This is a genomic window from Pseudomonas sp. CVAP#3, assembly GCF_018986375.1.
Classification (GTDB): Bacteria; Pseudomonadota; Gammaproteobacteria; order Pseudomonadales; family Pseudomonadaceae; genus Aquipseudomonas; species Aquipseudomonas helvetica.
This window is the reverse complement of sequence record NZ_JAHMSC010000004.1, coordinates 372,180-398,558: the sequence shown is the minus strand read 5'-3', so window position 1 is coordinate 398,558 and position 26,379 is coordinate 372,180. Positions and strand designations below refer to the sequence as shown.

The following is a 26,379-nucleotide window of genomic DNA, read 5'->3' as shown; positions in this document are numbered from 1 at the left end:
CGCCTCAGCGCTGCGCTTCTGCCTCTTCATGGGCATGGCGCAGTCGTTCGCGGCTGTTGGTCAGGTGCAGGCGCATGGCTGCGCGGGCTGCGTCCGAATCCTGGCGGGCGATGGCGTCGTAGATTTCTTCGTGCTCGCGGGCCAGACGACTCATGTAGTGCTGCTGGTCATCGTGGGCCAGCCGCGCAGAATTGAGCCGGGTACGCGGAATGATGCTGGTGCCCAGGTGGGTCATGATGTCGGTGAAGTAGCGGTTGCCGGTGGCCAGGGCAATCTGCAAATGGAACTGGAAGTCCGATGCCACCGCATCGCCGGCGTGGGCTGCGCTTTCGTTGAGGGCATCCAGAGCCGCGCGCATCAAGGCCAACTGCTCGGGGCTGCGGCGTTGTGCGGCGAGGCCGGCGGACTCGACTTCGAGGCTGATGCGCAACTCCAGAATCGCCAGCACATCACGCAGGGTCACCACGGTGGCCGGATCAATGCGAAAGCCGCTTGGGCTTGGCGTGTCGAGTACAAACGTGCCGATGCCGTGACGGGTTTCGACCTGCCCTGCCGCCTGCAAACGCGATATCGCTTCGCGCACCACGGTGCGGCTGACGCCATGAGCCTCCATGATCGCCGACTCGGTGGGCAACTTGTCGCCACGCTTGAGCATGCCGTCGCGAATCTGCTCGGACAGCACCGTGACCAGTTCCTGCGCGAGGCTGCGGCGCTTGCGCGGAAGACGGGGGGCGTCGATCGGGTTTTCCATGGTGAACATCAGTCTCAGGCAAACGGTGGTGAACGCATCATAGCGCAGCGCAGTTGTACGATCACTGTCGAGCTACAACACCCCCCGACGTAAGAGCTGCCGCAGGCTGCGATCTTTTAAAGGCAAAAGATCGCAGCCTGCGGCAGCTCCTACGGAGGGGAAGTGTTTACGCGGTGACTGTTTGCTCCAGCAGATGGCCGCTGTCGATGCGCACATGCCGTGGATGGAAACGTTTCAGGCTACTGCGATGGCCGACGCTGACGATGCTCAGGCCTGGCAAGTGATCGATCAGCGCCTGATACAGCGACGCTTCATCTTCTTCGTCCATCGCCGAGGTCGCTTCGTCCATGTACAGCCATTGCGGTGCATAGAGCAGCGCTCGGGCAAACGCCAGACGTTGCTGCTCACCCGGCGAGAGCATTCGCTGCCAGTGATTGGCTTCGTCGAGGCGGGAAACCAGATGCGGCAAACGGCAGGTTTCCAGCACGCGCGCGTAGTGCTCGTGCGTGTAGGTGTCGCCGGCCTGTGGATAACTCAGGGCGTCACGCAGGCTGCCAATCGGCAGATACGGCTTTTGCGGGAGGAACAGATAGCGCGCAGCCGGCAGTCGGATGTTGCCGTGCCCCGCAGGCCAAAGGTGCCCCATCGCCCGCAGCAAGGTGGATTTGCCGCTGCCGGAACGACCGCTGAGCATGACGCGCTCGCCTGCCTCTACCGTCATGTCGGCATTGGTCAGCAAGTGACGACCGTCGGCCAGGTCCAGCCCCAGGTTGTGGATTTTCAGCTCTGAGCCCTGATTCTGCACGTCGATGGCCGGCTGGCGCTCTTCGTTTTCGCTCATGGCCTGACGGAAACTCAGCAAACGGTCGCAGGTGGCGCGCCACGAGGCGAGGTCCTGGTACGCACTGATGAACCAGCTGAAACTCTCCTGCACGTTGCCGAAGGCCGAACTGATTTGCATCAGTTCACCGAGTTCGATCTTGCCGGCAAAGTAGCGCGGCGCGGCGACCATGAACGGGAAGATAATCGCGATCTGGCCGTAACCGGAGGTAAAGAAGGTCAGGCGCTTGGACACTTTCATGATGTCCCAGAAGTTGTGCCAGACCCTGCCAAACCGTGTGCTCAAGCGCTGATGTTCATTCGGTTCGCCGTTGTACAGGGCGATACTCTCGGCGTTTTCACGCACCCGGACCATGGAAAAACGCAGGTCGGCTTCGAAGCGTTGTTGTTGGTTATTCAGACCGATCAAGCGGCGACCGATCAAATGCGTCAGCCAGCTACCGACCGTCGCATAGACCAGCACGCACCAGAACATGTAGCCAGGAATGGTAAAGCCAAACACCTCGATACTGCCCGACACCCCCCACAGGATGATCGAGAACGACACCAGGTTGACGATATTGCGGATCAGGCCCAGCCCCAAAGCCAGGGTGTTGGACGTGAAGTTGTTAAGGTCTTCGGAAATCCGCTGGTCCGGGTTATCGGTGTAACCGCCCTGCTCCAGCTGATAGTAGTTCTTGTCGCCGAGCCAACGGGCGAAGTGCTTCTCGGTGAGCCAGGCCCGCCAGCGAATAGTCAGCATCTGGGTCAGATAGAGCCGGTACACCGCACCGACAATCGCCACCGCGGCAATCGCGCTGAAATACAGGATCAACTGCCAGAAAGCCGCTTCGTCCTTTTTTTGCAGGGCGTTGTAGAAATCCTTGTACCAGGTGTTGAACCACACCGAGATCCCCACGCTGATCAGCGACAGCACGATCACCGCGATCAGCAATGCCCAGGCGGTACCCTTCTCTTCACTGCGCCAGTACGGCGTGATCATCTGCCAGACACGGCGAAAAAACTGCCCGCGCACACTGTCGTTGACCGCGGAATATTCAGCGTTCTGATTCATGGTTCAGACTCGATAAAGAAAAGAACAGGCACAAGCCGATCATAGATGATCGGCTCGGGTTGTCGCGAGGTCTGGCGATAACCGTTCAGCGCCGGTTCAGCGACGAACGGGACGCTTCTGCAGTTTGCGCTGCAGAGTACGCCGGTGCATGCCCAGGGCGCGGGCAGTGGCGGAGATGTTGCCTTCATGCTCGGTCAGCACGCGCTGGATGTGCTCCCATTGCAGGCGGTCCACCGACATCGGGTTTTCCGGCACCAGGGTGTCGAGGTCCGCGTGCTCGGACAGCAAGGCGGCCAACACGTCATCGGCGTCAGCCGGTTTGCACAGGTAGTTGCAGGCGCCGCGCTTGATTGCCTCGACGGCGGTGGCAATGCTCGAGTAACCGGTGAGGATCACCACGCGCATTTCCGGGTCGAGCTCGAGCAGCTTGGGCAGCAGCACCAGGCCCGAATCACCGTCCATTTTCAGGTCCAGCGCGGCAAAATCAGGCAGATCGGCCTGAGCGATGGTCAGGCCTTCTTCGGCAGAGCCTGCAGTGCTGACCCGAAAGCCACGGCGGCTCATGGCGCGGGCCATGACGCGGGTGAATGTTGCGTCGTCGTCTACCAGCAACAAATGCGGCAGGTCTTCGCCTTCGACTTGGATCTCGTCACTCATGTTCGTCTCCTCGGGCGACACGGGGCAGGCGCAGCTCGGTGAGCGTACCGCCTTCCTCATGACTGTAGAGTTTCACTGAGCCGCCAGCGCGTGTCACGCTGGCCTTGCTCAAAAACAGGCCCAGGCCGAAACCTTTGCCCTTGGTGGTAAAAAACGGCTTGCCGATCTGTTCGGCAATCGCCAGCGGCACACCGGCGCCATGGTCGCGAATACTGATGGTCAGCTCGACGGAATCCCAGTTCAGCGTCACTTCCAGCCCTTCGGGGCAGGCATCGGCGGCGTTGTTCAGTAAGTTCAGCAAGGCTTGGGTCAGGTCCGGCGGCGGCGCCAGACGCGGCTCATCGCCAAGTCCCAGGCGCCGCAAACGGTAGGTCGCTTCGGGACGCATCAGGTGCCAGCGATTAAGCGCTTCATCGAGCCAGACGCTGACACCCTGCATCTCTACCGCCAGCCGGCGATTGGCTTCGGCGGCGCGAACCAGCTGTTGCAAAGTCTCCTTGCACAGCTTTACCTGATCCTGCAGCACTCTCAAATCATCTTGCAGCAGCGGGTCGTGATGGTCTTGCTGCATTTCCTTGAGCAGCACGCTCATGGTCGCCAGCGGCGTGCCCAATTCATGAGCGGCGCCAGCGGCCTGGGTCGCCACGGCCAGCAATTGTTGATCGCGCAGGCCTTCTTCCCGGCGAATCGCCCGCAGTTCTTCCTGGCGGCGCAGCTCTTCGGCCATCCGCGCAGCAAAGAAGGTAATCACCGCAGCGGCCAAGGCAAAACTCAGCCACATGCCATAGATCTGCATCTTTTCCCGGTACATCGGGAATGTTTCCAGCGGGTAAAACTGCGCCAGTAACAAGGTGTACATCGCCAGTGCGATGCCCGAGAGAATCACCGAATAACGCCACGGCAGCGTCACGGCGGCGATGGTCAGCGGCACCAGGTAATAGGAAACGAACGGGTTGGTCGAACCACCGGAGAAGTACAGCAGCGCACTGTGGATAAACAGGTCGCAGGCCAGTTGCACAGCGTATTCGAGCTCGGTGACCGGCCACGAAGTGCGCAAGCGGATCGCGGTAAAGGCACACAACAGCATCGAGCAACCGAGGGTCGCCGCCAGTTGAAACCACGGCAGCGGCAACAGGTTGAACCAGTAGGCGAGCCCCACCGAACCGGCCTGAGCGGCCAGCACCAGGGTGCGGATGAACGTCAGTCGCCAGAGGTTCTGGCGAGTCGCGGAAAGCAGTTGTACGGGGGCGAGCATGAGCTCTCCTGATGAGCGCTCCAGGCGGATCGCGTCGAGTATAACCAAGCGAGGGCCCCGACAGGCAAAAGTGCGGCAAAGCGCCACAGGACATTGAAGATCCATTGTGGTGAGGGGGCTTGCCCCCGCCGGCCGGTCCGCGCTCGGGCGCAGCAGTCGTAATCCTGTGTACGCGGTTTCCCTGAAATATCCAGTCGACAGGTTTTGGGCCTGCTTCGCAGTCCAGCGGGAGCAAGCTCCCTCGCCACAAAAGCTCTTCTGCCAAGGGGAACGGTGTGCGGTCAGATCTGTATAGAAGTTGTAATCGGGTGAACCCGACAATAAAAGCTACAGTCTGATGGTTTCACGCAGGCTCGGACCATAACCCCTGCGCATCATCCAAGGAGCTTTCATGAACACATTGCGCCGCAGCGCCGCCCTTCTCGCCCTCAGTGCCGGCACCCTCGCCAGCCTGCCAGCGTTGGCCGCCGACGAACTTCACTACAACCAGATTTCCCTGCGCGCCGAAGTCAGTCAGGAAGTGGCCCGCGACCTGATGATCGTGACCCTCTACACCGAAGAACAAAACACCGACCCGGCGAAACTCGCCGCCGACGTCAGCACCACCATGAACAAGGCGCTAGCCCAGGCCAAACAGGTCAAGGACATCACCCTGCGTCAGGGCAGCCGTCACAGCTACCCGATCTACGACTCCAAGGGCCAGAAGATCACCGGCTGGCGTGAACGTGCCGAACTGCGCCTGGAAAGCTCGAACTTCGCGGCGCTGTCCAAACTCACCGGCGAACTGCTGACCGACCTGAAAATGGGCGGCATGGACTTCGCCATCGCCACCCCGACCCGCAAGGCCAGCGAAGATGCGCTGCTCAAAGAAGCCGTCACCGCCTTCAAGGCCCGCGCCCAACTGGCCACCGATGCACTGGGCGGCAAGGGTTACAAAATCGTCAACCTGAACCTCAACAGCAACGGCTATCCACAGCCTTACCTGCGTGCGCCAATGATGATGAAAGCTGCGGGCATGGACTCGGCACCGGTGACCCCGGATGTCGAAGCCGGCACCAGCCAGGTCAACATGACCGCCGATGGCTCGATTGAAGTGTTGATGCCGTAATGCCAGAGCTCTCGTGATTGATCGTTCCCACGCTCTGCGTGGGAATGCAGCCCGGGACGCTCCGCGTCCCAGTACCGTGACGCGGAGCGTCACAAGAGGCATTCCCACGCGGGAGCGTGGGAACGATCAAATGCTGCACGCGCAAGATTCATTTCTGCTGAGAAGCGACCCGCACTCTATCGGTGACATCAAGCGCTTTCCCCCGCATCTACGACGTTGGGTCGTTATTTCCCATCGAATGGTTGCCTATTCATTCTTCGGCTTTTTTGCCCTATGGGGATGGGGGAAGTACTCCGGACTGCTGGGCTGAGCCGCGGACCACACACTTCTAAGGCCAACAACCCGCCGTGTATGCCATAACAGAGGGGTCACCCTAACAAACGGATATTTCCGCGCTCCCCGTCAACAACGCTACTCTCCAGGAAAAGCCGCCGCCAAACCCTCGGGGACTCCATGGATAGAACCACCGTCAAACCGCTTCTGCTTGCCCTCACCCTCGCCACCATCGCCCCATTCGCCCAGGCCGCGACGACCCTGGTCTACTGCTCCGAAGCCAGTCCTGCCGGGTTCGACCCGAGCCAGTACACCAGCGGCACGGATTTCGATGCCTCGGCAGAAACAGTCTTCAACCGCCTGACCCAGTTCAAACGCGGTGGCACCGAAGTCGAGCCGGGGTTGGCGACGAGTTGGGAGGTCGCCAAAGACGGCCTGACCTACACTTTCCACCTGCGTGACGGGGTGAAGTTTCATACCACCGACTACTTCACGCCGAGCCGCGATTTCAATGCGGACGATGTGCTGTTCACCTTCCAGCGCTTGCTCGACCCCGAAAACCCGTTTCGCAAGGCCTACCCCGCCGAGTCGCCGTACTTCACCGACATGGGCCTGAACACCACGATCAAGAGTGTCGATAAGGTCGACGAACACACCGTGCGCTTCAGCCTGAACAACATTGACGCCGCGTTTGTGCAGAACCTGGCGATGAGCTTCGCGTCGGTCCAGTCCGCCGAGTACGCCGCGCAGTTACTCAAGGAAGGCAAAGCCGCTGACCTCAATCAGAAGCCGGTCGGCACCGGACCCTTTGTGTTCAAGCGTTATCAGAAGGACTCGCAGATCCGCTACAGCGCCAACCGCGCCTACTGGAAACCCGAGGATGTGAAACTCGACAACCTGATTTTCTCGATCACCCCGGACGCCGCCGTGCGCCTGCAAAAGCTCAAGACCCGCGAGTGCCAGGTCAGCGGTTACCCGCGCCCGGCCGACATCGAGGTGATGGAACAGGACCCGAACCTGCGGGTGCTCAAGCAAGCCGGTTTCAACCTTGGCTTCCTGGCCTACAACGTATCCCACCCGCCACTGGACCAGCTCAAGGTTCGCCAGGCGCTGGACATGGCCATCGACAAGCCGGCGATCATCAAGGCCGTCTATCAAAGTGCCGGGCAACTGGCGCAGAACGCCCTGCCGCCAGCGCAATGGTCGTATGACCCGACCATCAAGGACGCGCCCTACGACCCCACCAAAGCAAAGGCGCTACTAAAAGAAGCAGGGGTTGCACCCGGTACCACTATCAACTTATGGGCAATGACCGTGCAGCGGGCGTCCAATCCGAACGCGCGAATGTCAGCGCAGATGATCCAGCAGGACTGGGCCAAGGTCGGCATCACGGCCAACATCGTCAGCTATGAATGGGGCGAGTACATCAAACGCGCCAAGAACGGCGAGCACGACGCGATGATCTACGGCTGGACCGGCGACAACGGTGACCCGGACAACTGGCTCGGCGTGCTCTACAGCTGCGCCGCCGTGAAAGGTAGCAACTACGCCAAGTGGTGCGACCCGGCGTACGACAAGCTGGTTCAGCAGGCCAAGGTCTCCACTGACCGTGACGAGCGGGTCAAGCTCTATCAACAGGCACAAAAAATCCTTAAGCAACAAGTGCCTATCACACCGATCGCCAACTCGACGGTTTTTCAGCCTCTGCGCAAGGAAGTTTCCGACTTCAAGATCAGCCCGTTCGGCCTCACACCCTTTTATGGCGTGGGTATAAATAAGTAACACCGCGCTCCGGCCGGGTGCGCCAGGCGCCCTGGCCGCACCTCTATGGTGCGTCGTTTGCACCGAGAAATACGACCGCAAACGGTCAAATGCGTCAACTTTTATACATATGCGACATTTAGGTACGTTCGTGCCACTGTTTAAGGCTTGTAGCTCCCCGGCATCTTGCATTGGGTATGGGCCCTGCATAAGTATCCGCAGGTCGACTCACGAGGTCGTCCTCTAATTCCAAAAATGACAACAAATCATGAGGCCACCATGCTTAAACACGCGGTCATTCCGTTTTTAGTCGGCGCAAGCTTGTTAGCTAGCGCTCCTTCCGCCTTCGCTGCGACTAACCTGGTGTTCTGTTCCGAAGGGAGCCCGGCCGGTTTTGATCCTGGTCAATACACCACCGGAACCGACTTCGACGCCTCTGCAGAAACCATGTTCAACCGTTTGAGCCAGTTCGAACGTGGCGGCACCGCCGTTGTTCCTGGCCTGGCCACCAGCTGGGACATTTCCCCGGATGGCCTGACTTACACCTTCCACCTGCGTGAAGGCGTCAAGTTCCACACCACCCCGTATTTCAAGCCAACTCGTGAGTTCAACGCCGACGACGTGCTGTTCACCTTCAATCGCATGATTAACAAGGATGACCCGTTCCGTAAGGCGTACCCTACCGAATTCCCGTACTTCACCGACATGGGGATGGACACCAACATCACCAAGATCGATAAAGTCGACGATCACACCGTCAAGTTCACCCTCAAGGAAGTTGATGCCGCGTTCATCCAGAACATGGCCATGAGCTTCGCGTCGGTCCAGTCCGCCGAGTACGCTGCCCAGCTGCTCAAGGAAGGCAAAGCCGCCGACATCAACCAGAAGCCGGTCGGCACTGGTCCGTTCGTGTTCAAGAGCTACCAGAAAGACTCCAACATCCGCTACACCGGGAACAAGGACTACTGGAAGCCTGACGACGTCAAGATCGACAACCTGATCTTCGCCATCACCACCGACCCGTCGGTGCGTATTCAGAAGCTGAAAAAGAACGAGTGCCAGATCACCCTGTTCCCACGCCCGGCCGACCTGAAGGCGCTGAAAGAAGACAAGACTCTGAAGGTGCCTGACCAGGCTGGTTTCAACCTGGGTTACATCGCCTACAACGTGATGGACAAGATCAAGGGCAGCGATCAGCCGAACCCGATGGCTCAACTGAAAGTGCGTCAGGCACTGGACATGGCCGTCAACAAGCAGCAGATCATCGATTCGGTTTACCAGGGTGCGGGTCAACTGGCGGTCAACGCCATGCCGCCAACCCAGTGGTCCTACGACACCACCATCAAGGATGCACCATACAACCCTGAGAAAGCCCGCGAGCTGCTCAAGGAAGCTGGCATCAAGGAAGGCACCGAGATCAACCTGTGGGCGATGCCGGTGCAGCGTCCTTACAACCCGAACGCCAAGCTGATGGCTGAAATGCTGCAGTCCGACTGGGCCAAGATCGGTATCAAGGCCAAGATCGTGACCTATGAGTGGGGCGAGTACATCAAGCGCTCCAAAGGCGGCGAAAACGGCGCGATGCTGATTGGCTGGAGCGGCGACAACGGTGACCCGGACAACTGGCTGAACGTGCTGTTCGGCTGCGATTCGCTGCAAGGCAACAACTTCTCCAAATGGTGTGACAAGAAGTTTGACGGCATCGTGAAAGAAGCCAAGCGCACCACCGATCAGGCCAAGCGCACCGAACTGTACAAACAGGCGCAACACGTCCTCAAAGACGCCGTTCCAATGACACCTATCGCTCACTCGACGGTGTTCCAACCCATGCGCGACAACGTGCAGGACTTCAAGATCAGCCCGTTTGGCTTGAACTCCTTCTACGGAGTCAGCGTCAGCAAATAAGGTTTTGCAACGGTGACGTCCTTGACGTCGCCGTTGCCTTATCTGCCAAGACAGCTGGAATTCGCCTACTTCCCAAACCACTGCGGACTACTGCAGCGGGATTAGGACGTGTCGCCTTTTCCTACCTGTTTTTCAGGCCTTACGCATTTACCGCCTGACCTTCGACCCATACCGTCGGGGTACGGCCGTTTTTTCGCTGCGGCTGGCAACTGCTGACCCCATGGCTTTGGATCAGTGATGTCTGCACGTCCCAGGACGGGACGACGACTCACTGTTTAACACCTAAAAAGAGAGGGAGCGTTATGCGCCATACTTTGGTTTTATCCGCATTGCTGGGCACCGGCCTGTTGGCCGCCACGTCAATCAGCCAGGCCGCCAACAACAGCCTGGTGTTTTGCTCTGAAGGCAGCCCGGCAGGCTTCGACACCGCGCAGTACACCACTGCAACCGACAACGACGCTGCCGAACCCTTATACAACCGGCTGGCCGAGTTCGAAAAAGGCTCCACCAATGTCGTACCGGGCCTGGCCACACGTTGGGATATTTCCGAGGATGGTCTCAAGTACACGTTCCACCTGCGCGAAGGGGTGAAATTTCACACCACCCAGTACTTCACACCGAGCCGCGACTTCAACGCCGACGATGTGCTGTTCACCTTCAATCGCATGCTCGATACCGAGCACCCATTCCGCAAGGCTTACCCGACCGAGTTTCCGTACTTCAACGGGATGAGCCTGAACAAGAACATCGCCAAGGTCGAGAAGACCGGGCCGTTGACCGTGGTCATGACCCTGAACTCGGTAGACGCCGCGTTCATTCAGAACATCGCCATGAGTTTCGCCGCGATTCTCTCCGCCGAATACGCCGACCAGTTGCTCGCGTCCGGCAAGCCGAGCGACATCAACCAGAAGCCGGTCGGCACCGGGCCGTTCGTGTTCAAGAGCTACCAGAAAGACTCCAACATCCGTTACACCGGCAACAAGCAGTACTGGGACCCGAGCCGGGTCAAGCTCGACCAGCTGATTTTCGCCATCAACACCGATGCGTCGGTGCGCGTGCAGAAGCTCAGGAAAAACGAATGCCAGATCACCCTGCACCCACGCCCGGCCGATGTCGAGGCGCTGAAAAACGACCCCAAGCTGCAACTGATCGAGAAGCCCGGTTTCAACCTTGGCTACATCGCCTACAACGTGCAGCACAAACCCTTCGACCAGCTCGAAGTACGCCAGGCACTGGACATGGCGGTGAACAAGCAGGGGATTCTCAAGGCGGTGTACCAGGGCGCCGGCCAACTGGCGGTCAACGCCATGCCACCGACCCAGTGGTCCTACGACGAAACGATCAAAGACGCCGCCTACAACCCTGAAAAAGCCAAGGAATTGCTCAAGGCTGCCGGGGTCAAGGAAGGCACCGAGATCACGCTCTGGGCCATGCCGGTACAGCGGCCCTACAACCCGAACGCCAAGCTGATGGCTGAAATGCTGCAGTCGGACTGGGCGAAAATCGGCCTGAAAGTGAAGATCGTCAGCTACGAATGGGGCGAGTACATCAAACGCACCAAGAATGGCGAACACGACATCAGCCTGATCGGCTGGACCGGCGACAACGGGGACCCGGACAACTGGCTGGGCACCCTCTACAGCTGCGACGCGATTGGCGGCAACAACTACTCCATGTGGTGTGACCCGCAATACGACAAGCTGATCAAGCAGGCCAAGATTGTCACCGACCGTGAGCAACGCACGGTGCTCTACAAACAGGCTCAGCAATTGCTCAAGCAGCAAGTGCCGATCACCCCTGTCGCCCACTCGACGGTCAACCAGCCGTTGAGCGCCAAAGTCGAAGGATTCAAGGTCAGCCCCTTCGGCCGTAACGTCTTCTCGGGTGTCAGCATCGACCAATAACTGATTAGCCAAAAACCTGAGGGCGATTTTCGCCCTCACGCAAAGGTGTTGCCTGAATTCGGCGAACACGCCAAATGCAAACGTTTGCGATACGTGAATGAGTTCAAAACCAAATAGCCGGATCACCAAAAAAGACCGGCATTAAAAAAAGAAAGAAAGGAGCTTCACCCATGAAACTGAGCAGCACCGCGTTATTGGCCTTGGCCATCAGCAGCATCACGGCCACGGCTTATGCTGAAACCGTTAGTCAGGATTTCGTTCCAACCGGCCTGAGCACCACCAACGCCCAGGCTGACACCAAGGGCTTTGTCGAAGGTCAGAGCCTGTCGGGGAGCACTCGCAACTGGTACGCAAACGAATTGAAGCGTCGTGATGACCGCTTCAAATACCAAAAAGATGGCGTACTCACCACGACTCCGCGTCGTACAAACTGGGTTCAAGGCACGATTCTCAATTACACCTCGGGCTTTACCCAAGGCACGGTCGGTATCAGTACCGAGATCGCGGCGTATAACGCGATTGCTCTGGATCGCAGCCGTCACGACGTTGCCGCTGGCAGCGGTGGCGCAAGTGCGAACAACCGCACCCTGAGTGACAACAATGGCGATCCGGTAGATCAGTGGAGCAAGCTCGGCCTGGCGAACGTCAAGGCACGTATTTCCAACACCACCCTGACCGCCGGCCGTCAGAACTTCAGCACCCCGATTGTCGATGTCATCGGCAACCGTCCACTGCCTTCAAGCTTTGAAGGTGTGTCGATCCACAGCGAAGAGTTCAATAACCTGTCGTTCGATCTCGGCACGTTCGACCGCGTATCGCCACGGACCGAACAAAGCCTGTCGAAATTCCGCTCCGAATATAACAACAACAACGCCGAAACCGATCACGTGAACACCGCCGGTCTGAACTATCAGCCATTCAAAAGCCTGAAGACCAGCCTGTACGTCGCGAATGTCGAAGACTTCTGGAATCAGTACTACTTCGGCGCCACCCACGAACTGGGCGATAGCTCGGTGCTGGGCCTGACCACCGGCCTGAACTACTACAAGACCCTCGACACCGGCAAAAAGGAAATGGGGAAAATCGACAACGATGCCTACTCCCTGTCGTTCGGCCTGACCCACCAGGCCCACAGCCTGACGTTCTCCTGGCAGCAAATTGTCGGTGACGAGTACTTCGACTACCTGCACGAAACCAACGGCATCTACCTGGCCAACTCCCTGCTGTCGGACTTCAACGGCCCGAACGAGAAATCCTTCCAGATCGCCTATGGCCTGAACATGGCTGAATACGGTGTGCCCGGTTTGAAGTTCAACATCTATCAGGCACGCGGCTGGGGCATCGACGGTACGCACTACACCGGGACTGCCTATGACGTGAAAAACCTGGATGGCGAACACCACTACGAATACGGCATCGGTACTTCCTACGCCGTACAAAGTGGCCCGCTGAAAGCTACCACCGTTCGCGCGACCTACACCACTCACCGTGCAAGCGCGAACCAGGGCGACGGCAACATCAACGAGTTCCGTCTCGTGACCACCATCCCGTTCAACATTCTGTAAAAGCGCTGCCAAACGGCTGACTCACGATGAGTCGGCCGTCTGGTTTTTTCCTGTTCAACCGATTGCAGAGGGCTCTTGATGAAAATGCTTCCCCTACGTGCGGCCATCGCCGCCGCGCTGCTGAGTGTCGCTATCGGCGCCTCGGCCAAACCCTTGGTGGTCTGTACCGAAGCCAGCCCGGAAGGCTTCGATATGGTCCAGTACACGACTGCAGTCACAGCCGATGCGGTGGCCGAAACCATCTTCAACCGTCTGGCGGACTTCAAGCCCGGCACCACTGAAGTGATTCCGGCACTGGCCGACTCCTGGGACATCAGCGAAGACGGTCTGACCTACACGTTCCACTTGCGCAAAGGCGTCAAGTTTCACACCACCGAATACTTCAAGCCGACCCGCGACATGAATGCCGACGACGTGGTCTGGAGTTTCCAGCGTCAGCTGGACCCGAACCACCCGTGGCACACCAAGTCGAGCGTGGGCTTCCCGTACTTTGAAAGCATGGGCTTCAAAGAGCTGCTCAAAAGTGTCGAGAAGGTCGACGACAACACGGTCAAATTCACCCTGACCCGCCGTGAAGCGCCGTTCCTGGCGGACATCGCCATGGCCTTCTCCTCGATCTACTCCGCCGAATACGCCGACCAGTTGCTCAAGGCCGGCAAGACCGGCGACCTGAACAACAAACCCGTCGGTACCGGCCCGTTCATCTTCCAGCGTTACGCCAAGGATGCTCAGGTTCGCTTCAAGGCCAACCCGGAGTACTTCCGTGGCAAGCCGCCGGCCGACGCGCTGATTCTGGCCATCGCCACCGACAACAACGTTCGCCTGCAAAAGCTCAAGGCCAACGAGTGCCAGATCGCCCTCTATCCGAAACCGGATGATATTCCGAGCATCAAGAAAGACACCAACCTGAGCGTCGATGAACTCGACGCGATGACCGTTTCGTACATCGCCATGAACACCACTCACAAGTACATGAGCGACGTGCGGGTACGTAAAGCCATCGACATCGCCTTCGATAAAGAAGCCGCGGTCAACGCGCTGTTTGGCAAAGGCAATGCTTCGGTAGCAGTGAACCCGTACCCACCGACCCTGCTGGGTTACAACAAGACCCTGGAAAACCCGAAACGTGACCTGGACAAGGCTCGCGCGCTGCTCAAGGAAGCCGGCGTGCCGGAAGGCACCGTGTTCACCCTGTTCACGCGTAACGGGGGTGGCCAGACCAACCCGAACCCGATGCTCGGCGCGCAGATGATGCAGGCCGACCTCGCCAAGGTCGGGATCAAGGTCGACATTCGCGTCATGGAATGGGGCGAAATGCTCAAGCGCGCGAAAAACGGTGAACACGATATGGTGTCTGCCGGATGGGCGGGCGATAACGGCGACCCGGATAACTTCCTGACGCCTATGCTCAGTTGTGAAGCCGCGAAGAACGGCGAAAACTACGCCCGCTGGTGCAATGAGAAGTTCCAGACGCTGATCGATGAGGCCAGGGCCAAAGTAAACCCGACCGAACGCGCAGCGCTCTATGAACAGGCGCAGGCTGTTTTCAATCAGGACCAGCCATGGATCAGCATGGCGCACACCCGAATGTTTACGGCCATGCGCAATAACGTCGAGGGTTATCACATTAGCCCCCTGACCACTAACAACTTCGCTACCACCCAAGTGAAGTAGATAAGAAAACGCCCGGCAACGTTGACCCCAACGCTGCCGGGAACGCCTAACCGGCTGATGAGGTACACCACAAGATGTTTAGTTTTATTGCCCGCCGATTGGGATTATTGATCCCCACGTTCTTCGGCATCACCTTGCTGACTTTCGCGTTGATTCGCATGATTCCCGGCGACCCCGTGGAAGTCATGATGGGCGAACGTCGGGTCGATCCCGAAATGCATGCTCAGGCAATGGAACGCCTTGGTCTGAACAAACCGCTGTATGCCCAGTATCTGGACTACATCGGCAAACTGGCCCACGGCGACCTGGGTGAATCCCTGCGAACCCGTGAAAGCGTATGGACTGAATTCACCTCGCTGTTCCCCGCCACCCTGGAACTGTCCATGGCGGCCCTGCTGTTCGCCGGCGTTCTCGGCCTGTTGGCCGGGGTGATCGCGGCGCTGAAGCGAGGGTCCCTGTTCGACCATGGGGTGATGGGCATCTCCCTTGCCGGGTATTCGATGCCGATCTTCTGGTGGGGCCTGATCCTCATCATGTTCTTCTCGGTCTCCCTGGGCGTGACCCCGGTGTCCGGGCGGATCGACCTGCTGTATGACATCGAGCCAAGAACCGGCTTCATGCTCATCGACACCCTGCTGGCCAATGACACCGGCGCGTTCTTCGACGCCCTGCACCACCTGATTCTTCCGGCCATCGTGCTCGGCACCATCCCGCTGGCGGTGATCGCCCGGATGACCCGCTCCTCGATGCTCGAAGTCCTGCGTGAAGACTACATCCGCACCGCCCGGGCCAAAGGCCTGTCGCCGTCGCGCGTGGTGTTCGTTCACGGCCTGCGCAACGCCTTGATCCCGGTACTGACCGTGGTCGGCCTGCAAGTCGGCACATTGCTCGCCGGTGCGGTCCTGACCGAAACCATCTTCTCCTGGCCCGGTATCGGCAAATGGCTGATCGAAGCCATTGGCGCCCGGGACTACCCCGTGGTGCAAAACGGAATTCTGTTAATCGCCTGCCTGGTGATTCTGGTCAACTTTGTAGTGGATATTCTTTATGGCTTCGCAAACCCACGCATCCGTCACCAGCGCTGAGACCCTACGTATGAGTACTCCAACTACCGCCGTAGCAGTCGATCAAAGTCTGCTGTATCCGTCCCCGTACAAAGAGTTCTGGCAAGCATTCTCCAAGAACAAGGGCGCCGTCGCCGGCCTGTTGTTCATGCTGCTGGTTATTTTTTGCGCGATTTTCGCCCCATGGGTTGCTCCGCATAACCCGAGCGAGCAGTTCCGCGACTTCCTGCTGACCCCACCGGCCTGGCTGGCCAATGGGCAGATGCAATTCCTGCTCGGCACCGATGAGCTGGGACGCGACCTGCTGTCGCGCCTGATCCATGGTTCACGCCTGTCCTTGATGATCGGCCTGTCGTCGGTGGTCATGTCGCTGATTCCGGGGATACTGCTGGGTCTGTTCGCCGGGTTCTTCCCACGCCTGCTGGGCCCGACCATCATGCGCCTGATGGACATCATGCTGGCCCTGCCATCCTTGCTGCTGGCTGTGGCGATCGTCGCCATCCTCGGCCCTGGCCTGATCAACACCGTGATCGCTATCGCCGTGGTGTCCCTGCCGGCCTACGTTCGTCTGACCCGCGCTGCGGTCATGGGCGAACTGAACCGCGACTACGTGACCGCCGCGCGCCTGGCCGGTGCCGGTCTGCCGCGCCTGATGTTCATCACCGTGCTGCCCAACTGCATGGCGCCGCTGATCGTTCAGGCAACCCTGAGCTTCTCCTCGGCGATTCTCGATGCCGCGGCACTGGGCTTCCTCGGCCTTGGCGTACAACCGCCAACCCCTGAGTGGGGCACCATGCTGGCTTCGGCTCGCGACTACATCGAACGCGCCTGGTGGGTCGTCAGCCTGCCTGGCTTGACCATTTTGCTCAGCGTGCTGGCAATCAACCTGATGGGCGACGGCCTGCGCGACGCGCTGGACCCGAAACTCAAGAACGCCGCCTGAGGAGATTCAAATGTCACTGTTGGAAATCAAGAATCTCAACGTTCGCTTCGGCGACAAGAACGCCGTTCCGGTGGTCGACGGTCTCGACATTTCCGTGGACAAGGGCGAAGTCCTGGCCATCGTTGGCGAGTCGGGGTCCGGCAAGTCCGTGACCATGATGGCGCTGATGGGCCTGATCGAACATCCGGGAATCGTCACCGCTGACGCCCTGAATTTCGACGGCAAGAACATGCTCAAGCTCAGCAATCGTCAGCGTCGGCAAATTGTCGGCAAAGACCTGGCCATGGTCTTCCAGGACCCGATGACCGCGCTGAACCCGAGCTACACCGTCGGTTTCCAGATCGAAGAAGTGCTGCGCCTGCACCTGAAAATGTCCGGCAAGGACGCCCGCAAGCGCGCCATCGAGCTGCTGGAAAAAGTCGAAATCCCGGGCGCCGCGAGCCGTATGGACGCCTACCCGCACCAACTGTCCGGCGGTATGAGCCAACGTGTGGCGATTGCCATGGCGATTGCCGGCGAGCCGAAACTGCTGATCGCCGACGAACCGACCACCGCGTTGGACGTGACGATTCAGGCGCAGATCATGGACCTGCTGCTGGCGCTGCAAAAAGAGCAGAACATGGGCCTGGTGCTGATCACTCACGACCTCGCCGTGGTGGCCGAAACCGCCCAGCGCGTGTGCGTGATGTATGCCGGCCAAGCGGTAGAGGTCGGTCAGGTACCGCAGTTGTTCGACATCCCGGCACACCCGTACAGCGAAGCGCTGCTCAAGGCTATTCCCGAGCACAGCCTGGGTTCCTCGCGCCTGGCCACCTTGCCGGGCATCGTTCCCGGTCGCTATGACCGTCCGCAAGGCTGCCTGCTGTCGCCACGCTGCCCGTACGTGCAGGACAGCTGCCGTCAACAACGTCCAGGCCTGGACCCGAAAAGCAACAGCCTCGCCCGCTGCTTCTATCCTTTGAATCAGGAGGTGGCGTAATGGCCGTCGTTCTCACCGCCCGTGACCTGACCCGTCACTACGAAGTCTCCCGCGGCCTGTTCAAAGGCACCGCGCTGGTACGCGCACTCAATGGCGTGTCGTTCGAACTCGAAGCCGGCAAAACCCTCGCTGTGGTAGGCGAATCCGGCTGCGGCAAGTCGACCCTGGCCCGCGCCCTGACGCTGATCGAAGAGCCGTCTTCAGGCTCGTTGAAAATCGCCGGGCAAGAAGTCACCGGTGCCAACAAGGCCGAACGCAAACAGCTGCGCAAAGACGTGCAGATGGTCTTTCAGAGCCCTTACGCGTCGTTGAACCCACGGCAGAAAATCGGCGATCAGCTTGCAGAGCCACTCTTGATCAACACCAAGCTTTCCGCGGCCGAACGCCGTGAAAAAGTCCAGGCGATGATGAAGCAGGTCGGCTTGCGCCCTGAGCACTACCAGCGTTATCCGCACATGTTCTCGGGTGGCCAGCGTCAACGGATCGCCCTGGCTCGGGCCATGATGCTGCAACCCAAAGTGCTGGTCGCGGACGAACCGACCTCGGCGCTGGACGTGTCGATTCAGGCTCAGGTGCTGAACCTGTTCATGGATCTTCAACAAGAGTTCAACACCGCGTACGTGTTCATCTCCCACAACCTGGCAGTAGTGCGTCACGTCGCCGACCACGTGATGGTGATGTACCTCGGCCGCCCGGTGGAAATGGGCCCGAAAGAAGACATCTACACCCGTCCTCTGCACCCGTACACCCAGGCCCTGCTGTCGGCCACGCCGACGATCCATCCAGATCCGACCAAGCCGAAAATCAAGATCGTCGGCGAACTGCCGAACCCGTTGAACCCGCCGTCCGGCTGTGCGTTCCACAAGCGCTGCCCGTACGCCACTGAGCGCTGTAGCAAAGAAGAGCCAGCCCTGCGCCAGCTCGACAGCCGCCAGGTGGCCTGCCATTACGCCGAGCAATTCGTCGTCTAGGCCGGGCATGAAAAAGCGCCCTCTGGGGCGCTTTTTGAAACGCGTTGACCAACCCTCCTCCTGTCGGACTGCGCATCAGTCCGACAGGAGGAGGGTTCTTTTGTCTGAATCCTTAAGCCTTAACCCTGGGTATCGTCTTCGGAATCGTCGGAGGATGGGTCCTCATCGCCTTTAGTGTCACTTTGACTCTGATCACCAGTGGCGACCATCAAGCCACTGCCCTGCACACTTTTTGCTGCCCAAAAACCCTGGTCCTGCACCGCGCCGCTGCTCGCCCACGCTGCCGAAGTGCCCACCGACAGCAGCACCAGCACTTTGATCAGTAAAACCATGCGTTGAAAAATGCTCATAGCTGATTCCATCCTTTCGTAGGTGAATCACGAGTAGCTACGGATCGTAGTTCCAACGACCGCAGCGCTGTCTGAAATCTAGTCTGGATAGACCGGATTGACCAGATAGGACACTAACGATGGTCGCCAATTGCCTTTTGCCAAAAGACAGGTTTGGAATAATCGATATACCAAAATGCTCGCTCCCACAAAAAAGCCCCGAGGCTTTCGCGTCGGGGCTTTGGGCGTAGCGGTTCAGCGCTTAGTGATGCTCACGCGTCGCACGGAATTTCACGTCCGGCCAGCGCTCTTCCATCAGTGCCAGGTTGACCCGGGTCGGGGCCAGGTAGGTCAGGTGACCACCGCCGTCGATCGCGAGATTTTCCACGGCCTTGACGCTGAACTCTTCGAGCTTCTTCTTATCGCTGCAATCGATCCAGCGGGCGGAATAGACGGTGATCGGCTCGTAGGCGCATTCGACCTTGTATTCCTCTTTCAGGCGGCTGGCGACCACATCGAACTGCAGCACACCGACGGCGCCGAGGATGATGTCGTTGCTGCGTTCCGGGAAGAACACCTGGGTCGCGCCCTCTTCGGCCAGCTGCTGCAAGCCCTGGCGAAGTTGCTTGGATTTCAGCGGATCCTTCAGGCGTACGCGACGGAACAGTTCCGGAGCGAAGTGCGGGATACCGGTGAAGCCCAGGGCTTCGCCTTCGGTGAAGGTGTCGCCGATCTGGATGGTGCCGTGGTTGTGCAGACCGATGATGTCGCCGGCAAACGCCTCTTCCAGCTGCTCACGCTCGGAGGAGAAGAAGGTCAGCGCGTCGCCGATCCGGACGTCTTTGCCGGTGCGCACATGGCGCATCTTCATGCCTTTTTCGTACTTGCCGGAGCAGATACGCATGAAGGCGATGCGGTCGCGGTGTTTTGGGTCCATGTTCGCCTGGATCTTGAACACGAAGCCTGCAAACTTCTCTTCAACCGGCTCCACGGTACGCTCGTTGGCGACGCGGGCCAGCGGCTTTGGAGCCCAGTTGACCACGGCGTCGAGCACGTGATCGACCCCGAAGTTGCCCAGCGCCGTACCGAAGAACACCGGCGTCAGTTGGCCGTCCAGGAATTCCTGTTGATTGAATTCGTGGCAGGCGCCTTGCACCAATTCCAGCTGTTCGATGAAGCGCTCGTACTCGTCACCCAAGTGGGCGCGGGCTTCATCGGAGTCGAGCTTCTCGATGATTTTCACATCGGTCCGCTCGTGGCCATGGCCAGCGGTGTAGACGATGATGTAGTCGTCGGCGAGGTGATAGACGCCTTTGAAATCGCGGTAGCAACCGATCGGCCAGGTGATCGGCGCAGCCTTGATCTTCAGGACGGCTTCGATTTCGTCGAGCAGTTCGATCGGGTCACGAATGTCGCGGTCGAGTTTGTTGATGAAGCTGACAATCGGCGTGTCACGCAGACGGCAAACGTCCATCAGGGCGATGGTCCGTGGCTCTACACCCTTACCGCCGTCGAGGACCATCAATGCCGAGTCGACCGCCGTCAGGGTGCGGTAGGTGTCTTCGGAGAAGTCTTCGTGGCCCGGGGTGTCGAGCAGGTTGATCATGTGATCGCGATACGGGAACTGCATGACCGACGTGGTAATGGAAATACCACGCTGCTTTTCCATTTCCATCCAGTCGGAGGTGGCATGGCGGTCGGACTTGCGAGACTTCACCGTGCCGGCAACCGCAATCGCCTTGCCCATCAGCAAGAGCTTCTCGGTGATGGTGGTCTTACCCGCATCGGGGTGGGAAATAATGGCGAAAGTGCGGCGTTTCGCGACTTCGGCGGCCTGTTTGGTCATGGGAAATCGCCTGGCAGGTGATTCAAAAAAGGGCGGCGAGTATAGCGTAAACATGGGGCCACGGACCACCGTTCACCCTGTAGCAGCTGCCGAGCGTGCGAGGCTGCTGCTACGGGACAGGAGGCGACCGGGGTGGCTAAATGCTGCTAATTGTGGAACCTTTTAAAGAGTGGAGGCGTCCACTCCCCTGTTACGACCTGTCGTCAGGGGCTGAAATATCAGCAAGTCAGCCTGACGAGGCTGCGCTTATGGCTCGATCTCTTGCCGCTTTGCCGGCATCGAACGAGCTGCTTTTCGCGAACAGTGTCTTCGGCAGCCAAGTATGGCGTCGCCACACGAAGCACTGTCCGCCGACTGAAATAAAGGAGTCCGCCTGTGGCTATTCGCTATGGCAAAGGGCTGACAGGAGGAGCGGTTGTCGTCGCCCTTCTGGCCCTGCTGATCCACTGGATCGGCATCAACACGATCGACCTGTACCGCGACGATTTGTTGTTTTACCTGCAAGCTCATCTGATTCTCGTCCTCGCTTCCATGCTGGCCGCCCTCGTTGTGGGCATCCCTGCCGGTATCTTCCTCAGCCGCCCGACCATGGTCGGACGCGCCGAACGCTTCATGCAGCTCTTCAACATCGGCAACACTGTCCCGCCTCTCGCCGTACTGGCCATCGCCCTGGGGATACTCGGGATCGGCAGCGGCCCCACGATCTTCGCGCTGTTCCTCGCGTCCCTGTTGCCCATCGTGCGCAACACCTACGAAGGCCTGAAAAACGTTCAGGGCTCACTCAAGGAAGCAGCCATCGGCATCGGGATGACCCCGCGCCAAGTGCTCTGGCGGGTCGAACTGCCGAACGCGATGCCGATCATTATCGGCGGCGTGCGCGTCGCACTGGCGATCAACGTCGGCACTGCGCCGCTGGCGTTCCTGATCGGCGCCAACAGCCTGGGCAGCCTGATTTTCCCCGGCATTGCCTTGAACAACCAGCCGCAATTGATTCTCGGCGCAGCCTGCACCGCCCTGCTGGCGTTACTGCTCGACGGTCTGGTGACACTGGCCAGCCGACTTTGGCTGGAACGCGGTTTACCCCAGTCCTGAATCCGGCTGAGCGAAGGAATAATCATGAAGACATTTAGCTTATTACTAGGCTGCGTCCTGCTGTGCGCAGGATTTGCCCACGCCGCCGACAAACCGTTGATCCGCATCGGCGCCCGGGTGTTCACCGAACAAACCCTGCTCGCGGAGATCACCTCGCAATACCTGCGGACCCTGGGTTATGAGGTCCAGGTGACCGGCGGCCTAGGCAGCAGCCTGGCCCGCAGCGCCCATGAAAACGGCCAGCTCGACCTGATGTGGGAATACACCGGTGTGTCGCTGGTGGCTTACAACCATGTCACCGAGAAACTCGATAGCGAACAGTCCTACGCCCGGGTTAAGGAACTCGACGCGAAAAAGGGTCTGGTCTGGCTCACCCCGTCGAAATTCAGCAACACCTATGCCTTGGCACTGCCGAAGAACGTTGCCGATGAATATCCGCAGATCAACCGCATCAGCGACTTGAACAACGTGCTCGACGCTGAGGCAAAGGCCAACCACCTGGTGGCTCTGGACACCGAGTTCGCCAACCGTTCCGACGGCCTCAAAGGCATGGTCAAGCTCTACGACATGAACCTGACGCGCAACAATATCCGGCAGATGGACGCCGGACTGGTCTACACCGCGCTGCGCAATGGCCAGGTGTTTGCCGGTCTGGTCTACACCACTGACGGTCGCTTGAACGCTTTCAAATTGAAACTGCTGGAAGACGACAAGCATTACTTCCCCGACTACACCGCTGCGCCGGTTGTGCGTCAGGTGTACCTCGATGCCCATCCGCAACTGGCCGAACAACTCAAACCACTGGCCGAACTGTTCGACGACCAAACCATGCGTCAGCTCAATGCGCGGGTCGATGTCGATCATGAAAGCCCTTCCGCCGTGGCCGCAGACTTCTTGCGCCAGCACCCATTGAACTAAGGAGGAAAAGCCATGGAATTTCTCAACGCCTTTTCCCACCTGGACTGGCCACTCGTCCTGCACCTGACCTGGCAACACATCACCCTGGTCGGCATCGCCGTGACCCTGGCGATTGTGGTCGGCGTGCCGCTGGGCATTCTGATGACGCGCTTCCCGACGCTGGCCGGTCCCTTGCAAGCCAGCGCCACGGTGCTGTTGACCATCCCGTCGATTGCGCTGTTCGGTCTACTGCTGCCGTTCTACTCGAAATTCGGCCAGGGCCTGGGACCGATGCCAGCCATCACCGCGGTGTTCCTGTATTCCCTGCTGCCGATCATGCGTAACACCTACCTGGCGCTGACCGGCGTCGAACCCGGCATTCGCGAAGCAGCCCGGGGCATCGGCATGACCTTCGGCCAACGCCTGCGCATGGTCGAGTTACCGATTGCGGTGCCGGTGATCCTCGCCGGCGTACGCACCGCCGTGGTCATGAACATCGGCGTCATGACTATCGCCGCCACCATCGGCGCCGGTGGTCTGGGCGTACTGATCCTCGCTGCCATCAGCCGCAGCGACATGTCGATGCTGATTGTCGGCGCAGTACTGGTCAGTCTTCTGGCGATCTTCGCCGACCTGCTTCTGCAATGGCTGCAACGTTCGCTGACTCCAAAAGGATTACTCAAATGATCGAACTTCAAAACCTCAGCAAAACTTTCCAAAGCAACGGTAAAGATGTGAAAGCCGTGGACTCGGTAAGCCTGATCGTCAATGAAGGCGAGATTTGCGTGTTCCTCGGCCCGTCGGGTTGCGGCAAAAGCACCACGCTGAAAATGATCAACCGGTTGATCAAACCGACCTCGGGCAAAATCCTGATCAACGGCGAAGACACCACCAATCTCGACGCCGTTACCTTGCGCCGCAACATCGGTTATGTGATCCAGCAGATCGGTCTGTTCCCGAACATGACCATCGAAGAAAACATCACCATCGTGCCGCGCCTGCTCGGTTGGGACAAACAGCAATGCCACGACCGCGCCCGCGAGTTGATGAACATGATCAAGCTCGAACCCAAGCAGTATCTGAGCCGCTATCCGCGTGAGCTGTCCGGTGGTCAGCAACAGCGGATCGGCGTGATCCGCGCCCTCGCCGCAGACGCGCCTCTGCTGTTGATGGACGAGCCGTTCGGCGCGGTCGACCCAATCAACCGCGAGATGATCCAGAACGAGTTTTTCGAGATGCAGCGGGCGCTGGGCAAGACCGTGATCATGGTCAGCCACGACATCGACGAAGCGATCAAGCTCGGCGACAAGATCGCGATCTTCCGTGGCGGCAAGCTGATTCAGGTCGATCACCCGGACACCCTGCTCGCACACCCGGCGGATGACTTTGTCAGCAACTTCGTCGGCCAGGACAGCACGCTCAAGCGCCTGCTGCTGGTCAAGGCCGAGGACGCGGCGGACAACGCGCCGTCAGTCAGCCCGGAAACGCCGGTGGCCGAAGCGCTGGAACTGATGGACGAACTCGACCGCCGCTACGTGGTGGTCACCTGCGCCGACAACAAGGCCCTGGGCTACGTGCGCCGCCGCGATCTGCACCGTCAGGCCGGCACCTGCGTGCAATACCTGCGCGAATTCAACGCCACGGCAGCCTACGACGAGCACCTGCGAATCCTCTTGTCGCGCATGTACGAGTTCAACCGCTCGTGGCTGCCGGTGATGGACGCCGAGCGGGTGTTCCTCGGTGAAGTGACGCAGGAGTCGATTGCCGAGTACCTGAGTTCCGGGCGCTCGCGGGGTGGCAAGACCAGCATTGTTTCGCCTGCAGAGACTGCGCTGGCCTGATTCGTTCCGACTGATCGTTCCCACGCTCTGTGAACTGACCCCCAAAGGGCGGACGCAGAGCGTCCAGGGAGGCATTCCCACGCGGAGCGTGGGAACGATTATTTACACCCCAAATATCCCTCCAACGGGAACATCACACTGTCATCAGGGTCGGTTACACAAGTGACTGACCAGGACCGCACGACGGATGCGTGCAAAAACGCGACATTTTTTGTTGATCTCAAGGCCCTCACGCCCTAAAGTTCGCGCCGAACGTCCATGCTGGAAACGATCCATCCGGCTCAAGTACTGACGACGAGACAGCAAGGCCAAGGGAAGCACCATTTCCCATGGCCTTTTTGCTTTCGGCGACATGCCTTGGGAAGTAGGCGAACCAAAGTGGGGATACGGAGGACGTTCATTTGCACCCATTGATAATTTCAGTTTGCCAGTAGGAGTTCCCAGCATGTCGATCAACGTCGAAGACTATTTTGCGCGCGAAACCTTTCAGAAAATGAAGGCCTTCGCTGACAAGCAAGAAACCCCGTTCGTGGTCATTGATACTGCGATGATTGCTCAGGCCTATGACGACCTGCGCGCCGGTTTCGAATTCGCCAAGGTTTACTACGCGGTCAAGGCCAACCCGGCCGTCGAGATCATCGACCTGCTGAAAGAGAAAGGTTCGAGCTTCGACATCGCCTCGATCTACGAGCTGGACAAAGTGCTGGGCCGCGGCGTAACCCCGGACCGCATCAGCTACGGCAACACCATCAAGAAATCCAAGGACATTCGCTACTTCTACGAGAAGGGCGTGCGTCTGTATGCCACCGACTCCGAAGCCGACCTGCGCAACATCGCCAAGGCTGCACCGGGCTCGAAAGTCTATGTGCGCATCCTCACCGAAGGCTCGACCACCGCCGACTGGCCTTTGTCGCGCAAATTCGGCTGCCAGACCGACATGGCCATGGACCTGCTGATCCTCGCTCGCGACCTGGGCCTGGTGCCTTACGGCATCTCCTTCCACGTTGGCTCGCAGCAGCGCGATATCAGCGTCTGGGACGCGGCAATCGCCAAGGTCAAAGTGATCTTCGAGCGTCTGAAAGAAGAAGACGGCATCCACCTCAAGCTGATCAACATGGGCGGCGGCTTCCCGGCCAACTACATCACCCGCACCAACAGCCTGGAAACCTACGCCGAAGAAATCATCCGTTTCCTCAAGGAAGACTTCGGTGACGACCTGCCGGAAATCATCCTCGAGCCAGGCCGTTCGCTGATCGCCAACGCCGGCATCCTGGTCAGCGAAGTGGTATTGGTCGCGCGTAAATCCCGCACTGCCGTCGAGCGCTGGGTGTACACGGATGTGGGCAAGTTCTCCGGCCTGATCGAAACCATGGACGAAGCCATCAAGTTCCCGATCTGGACCGAGAAGAAAGGCGAGATGGAAGAAGTGGTGATTGCCGGCCCAACCTGCGACAGCGCCGACATCATGTACGAAAACTACAAGTACGGCCTGCCGCTGAACCTGGCCATCGGTGACCGCCTGTACTGGTTGTCCACCGGTGCGTACACCACCAGCTACAGCGCCGTCGAGTTCAATGGCTTCCCGCCGTTGAAGTCGTTTTACGTCTAAACGCAGCGGTTAAGGCTGTAGGGGCACGGCTTGCCGGCGATAGCGATCCCAGGAACGCCTT

The 26,379-nt window shown here is 59.2% G+C and carries 21 protein-coding genes; 15 read left to right on the top strand and 6 right to left on the bottom strand.

Annotation, left to right across the window (positions count from 1 at the left end; genetic code table 11):
* Positions 1-4: 4 nt before the first annotated feature.
* The 4 genes from KRR23_RS10160 to KRR23_RS10145 all read right to left on the bottom strand — a co-directional run bounded on the left by KRR23_RS10160 (position 5) and on the right by KRR23_RS10145 (position 4,557).
* Positions 5-751, bottom strand: a complete 747-nt coding sequence (locus tag KRR23_RS10160; protein ID WP_216742466.1) for a FadR/GntR family transcriptional regulator — start codon at positions 749-751, stop codon at positions 5-7.
* A gap of 166 nt (positions 752-917) precedes the next feature.
* Positions 918-2,645, bottom strand: coding sequence for an ABC transporter ATP-binding protein/permease (locus KRR23_RS10155; RefSeq protein ID WP_216742391.1), 1,728 nt, complete (start codon positions 2,643-2,645; stop codon positions 918-920).
* Between the two features lie 96 nt (positions 2,646-2,741).
* Positions 2,742-3,302: a response regulator transcription factor gene (locus KRR23_RS10150; protein WP_103315781.1), complete on the bottom strand. Its 561-nt coding sequence runs from the start codon at positions 3,300-3,302 to the stop codon at positions 2,742-2,744.
* On the bottom strand, positions 3,295-4,557 hold the full coding sequence (locus tag KRR23_RS10145; RefSeq protein WP_103315782.1) for an ATP-binding protein: 1,263 nt from the start codon (positions 4,555-4,557) through the stop codon (positions 3,295-3,297). Before KRR23_RS10145 ends, KRR23_RS10150 begins: the two co-directional genes overlap by 8 nt.
* Positions 4,558-4,948: 391 nt before the next feature.
* Between KRR23_RS10145 and KRR23_RS10140 the strand changes: the two genes are divergently transcribed.
* The 10 genes from KRR23_RS10140 to KRR23_RS10095 all read left to right on the top strand — a co-directional run bounded on the left by KRR23_RS10140 (position 4,949) and on the right by KRR23_RS10095 (position 18,704).
* Complete coding sequence (locus KRR23_RS10140) at positions 4,949-5,665, top strand: SIMPL domain-containing protein (protein ID WP_216742390.1); 717 nt, start codon at positions 4,949-4,951, stop codon at positions 5,663-5,665.
* Between the two features lie 453 nt (positions 5,666-6,118).
* Entirely contained in the window at positions 6,119-7,720 is a 1,602-nt protein-coding gene (locus tag KRR23_RS10135) for an ABC transporter substrate-binding protein (RefSeq protein WP_216742389.1), read from the top strand.
* Positions 7,721-7,978: 258 nt separating this feature from the next.
* On the top strand, positions 7,979-9,604 hold the full coding sequence (locus KRR23_RS10130) for an ABC transporter substrate-binding protein (protein ID WP_216742388.1): 1,626 nt from the start codon (positions 7,979-7,981) through the stop codon (positions 9,602-9,604).
* A 302-nt stretch (positions 9,605-9,906) separates the two neighbouring features.
* Positions 9,907-11,508, top strand: a complete 1,602-nt coding sequence (locus tag KRR23_RS10125) for an ABC transporter substrate-binding protein (protein WP_216742387.1) — start codon at positions 9,907-9,909, stop codon at positions 11,506-11,508.
* A gap of 170 nt (positions 11,509-11,678) precedes the next feature.
* Positions 11,679-13,073, top strand: a complete 1,395-nt coding sequence (locus KRR23_RS10120) for an OprD family porin (protein WP_216742386.1) — start codon at positions 11,679-11,681, stop codon at positions 13,071-13,073.
* 78 nt (positions 13,074-13,151) lie between these two features.
* Positions 13,152-14,747: an ABC transporter substrate-binding protein gene (locus tag KRR23_RS10115; protein ID WP_216742385.1), complete on the top strand. Its 1,596-nt coding sequence runs from the start codon at positions 13,152-13,154 to the stop codon at positions 14,745-14,747.
* A gap of 74 nt (positions 14,748-14,821) precedes the next feature.
* Positions 14,822-15,832, top strand: a complete 1,011-nt coding sequence (locus tag KRR23_RS10110) for an ABC transporter permease subunit (protein WP_103315790.1) — start codon at positions 14,822-14,824, stop codon at positions 15,830-15,832.
* 10 nt (positions 15,833-15,842) lie between these two features.
* Positions 15,843-16,754, top strand: coding sequence for an ABC transporter permease subunit (locus tag KRR23_RS10105; RefSeq protein WP_019691855.1), 912 nt, complete (start codon positions 15,843-15,845; stop codon positions 16,752-16,754).
* A 10-nt stretch (positions 16,755-16,764) separates the two neighbouring features.
* Positions 16,765-17,733, top strand: a complete 969-nt coding sequence (locus KRR23_RS10100; protein ID WP_216742384.1) for an ABC transporter ATP-binding protein — start codon at positions 16,765-16,767, stop codon at positions 17,731-17,733.
* The gene (locus KRR23_RS10095) at positions 17,733-18,704 is read left to right on the top strand and encodes a peptide ABC transporter ATP-binding protein (RefSeq protein WP_216742383.1); all 972 of its coding nucleotides are present in this window, start codon (positions 17,733-17,735) and stop codon (positions 18,702-18,704) included. Before KRR23_RS10100 ends, KRR23_RS10095 begins: the two co-directional genes overlap by 1 nt.
* A 119-nt stretch (positions 18,705-18,823) precedes the next feature.
* Here KRR23_RS10095 and KRR23_RS10090 read toward each other — a convergent pair whose 3' ends face one another.
* Both KRR23_RS10090 and KRR23_RS10085 read right to left on the bottom strand, forming a co-directional pair.
* The gene (locus tag KRR23_RS10090; protein ID WP_103315791.1) at positions 18,824-19,054 is read right to left on the bottom strand and encodes a hypothetical protein; all 231 of its coding nucleotides are present in this window, start codon (positions 19,052-19,054) and stop codon (positions 18,824-18,826) included.
* 241 nt (positions 19,055-19,295) lie between these two features.
* Positions 19,296-20,879 (bottom strand): peptide chain release factor 3, encoded by a 1,584-nt coding sequence (locus tag KRR23_RS10085; protein ID WP_216742382.1) that lies wholly within the window; start codon positions 20,877-20,879, stop codon positions 19,296-19,298.
* A 375-nt stretch (positions 20,880-21,254) separates the two neighbouring features.
* Here KRR23_RS10085 and KRR23_RS10080 point away from each other — a divergent pair, with 375 nt between their 5' ends.
* The 5 genes from KRR23_RS10080 to KRR23_RS10060 all read left to right on the top strand — a co-directional run bounded on the left by KRR23_RS10080 (position 21,255) and on the right by KRR23_RS10060 (position 26,318).
* Entirely contained in the window at positions 21,255-21,971 is a 717-nt protein-coding gene (locus KRR23_RS10080; protein WP_216742381.1) for an ABC transporter permease, read from the top strand.
* A 24-nt stretch (positions 21,972-21,995) separates the two neighbouring features.
* Positions 21,996-22,889, top strand: a complete 894-nt coding sequence (locus KRR23_RS10075; RefSeq protein ID WP_216742380.1) for a glycine betaine ABC transporter substrate-binding protein — start codon at positions 21,996-21,998, stop codon at positions 22,887-22,889.
* A gap of 12 nt (positions 22,890-22,901) precedes the next feature.
* Entirely contained in the window at positions 22,902-23,555 is a 654-nt protein-coding gene (locus tag KRR23_RS10070; protein WP_054594039.1) for an ABC transporter permease, read from the top strand.
* Positions 23,552-24,709 (top strand): betaine/proline/choline family ABC transporter ATP-binding protein, encoded by a 1,158-nt coding sequence (locus tag KRR23_RS10065; protein WP_216742379.1) that lies wholly within the window; start codon positions 23,552-23,554, stop codon positions 24,707-24,709. The genes KRR23_RS10070 and KRR23_RS10065 overlap by 4 nt, the downstream gene beginning before the upstream one ends.
* 445 nt (positions 24,710-25,154) lie before the next feature.
* Complete coding sequence (locus KRR23_RS10060) at positions 25,155-26,318, top strand: type III PLP-dependent enzyme (protein ID WP_103318642.1); 1,164 nt, start codon at positions 25,155-25,157, stop codon at positions 26,316-26,318.
* Positions 26,319-26,379 lie beyond the last annotated feature (61 nt).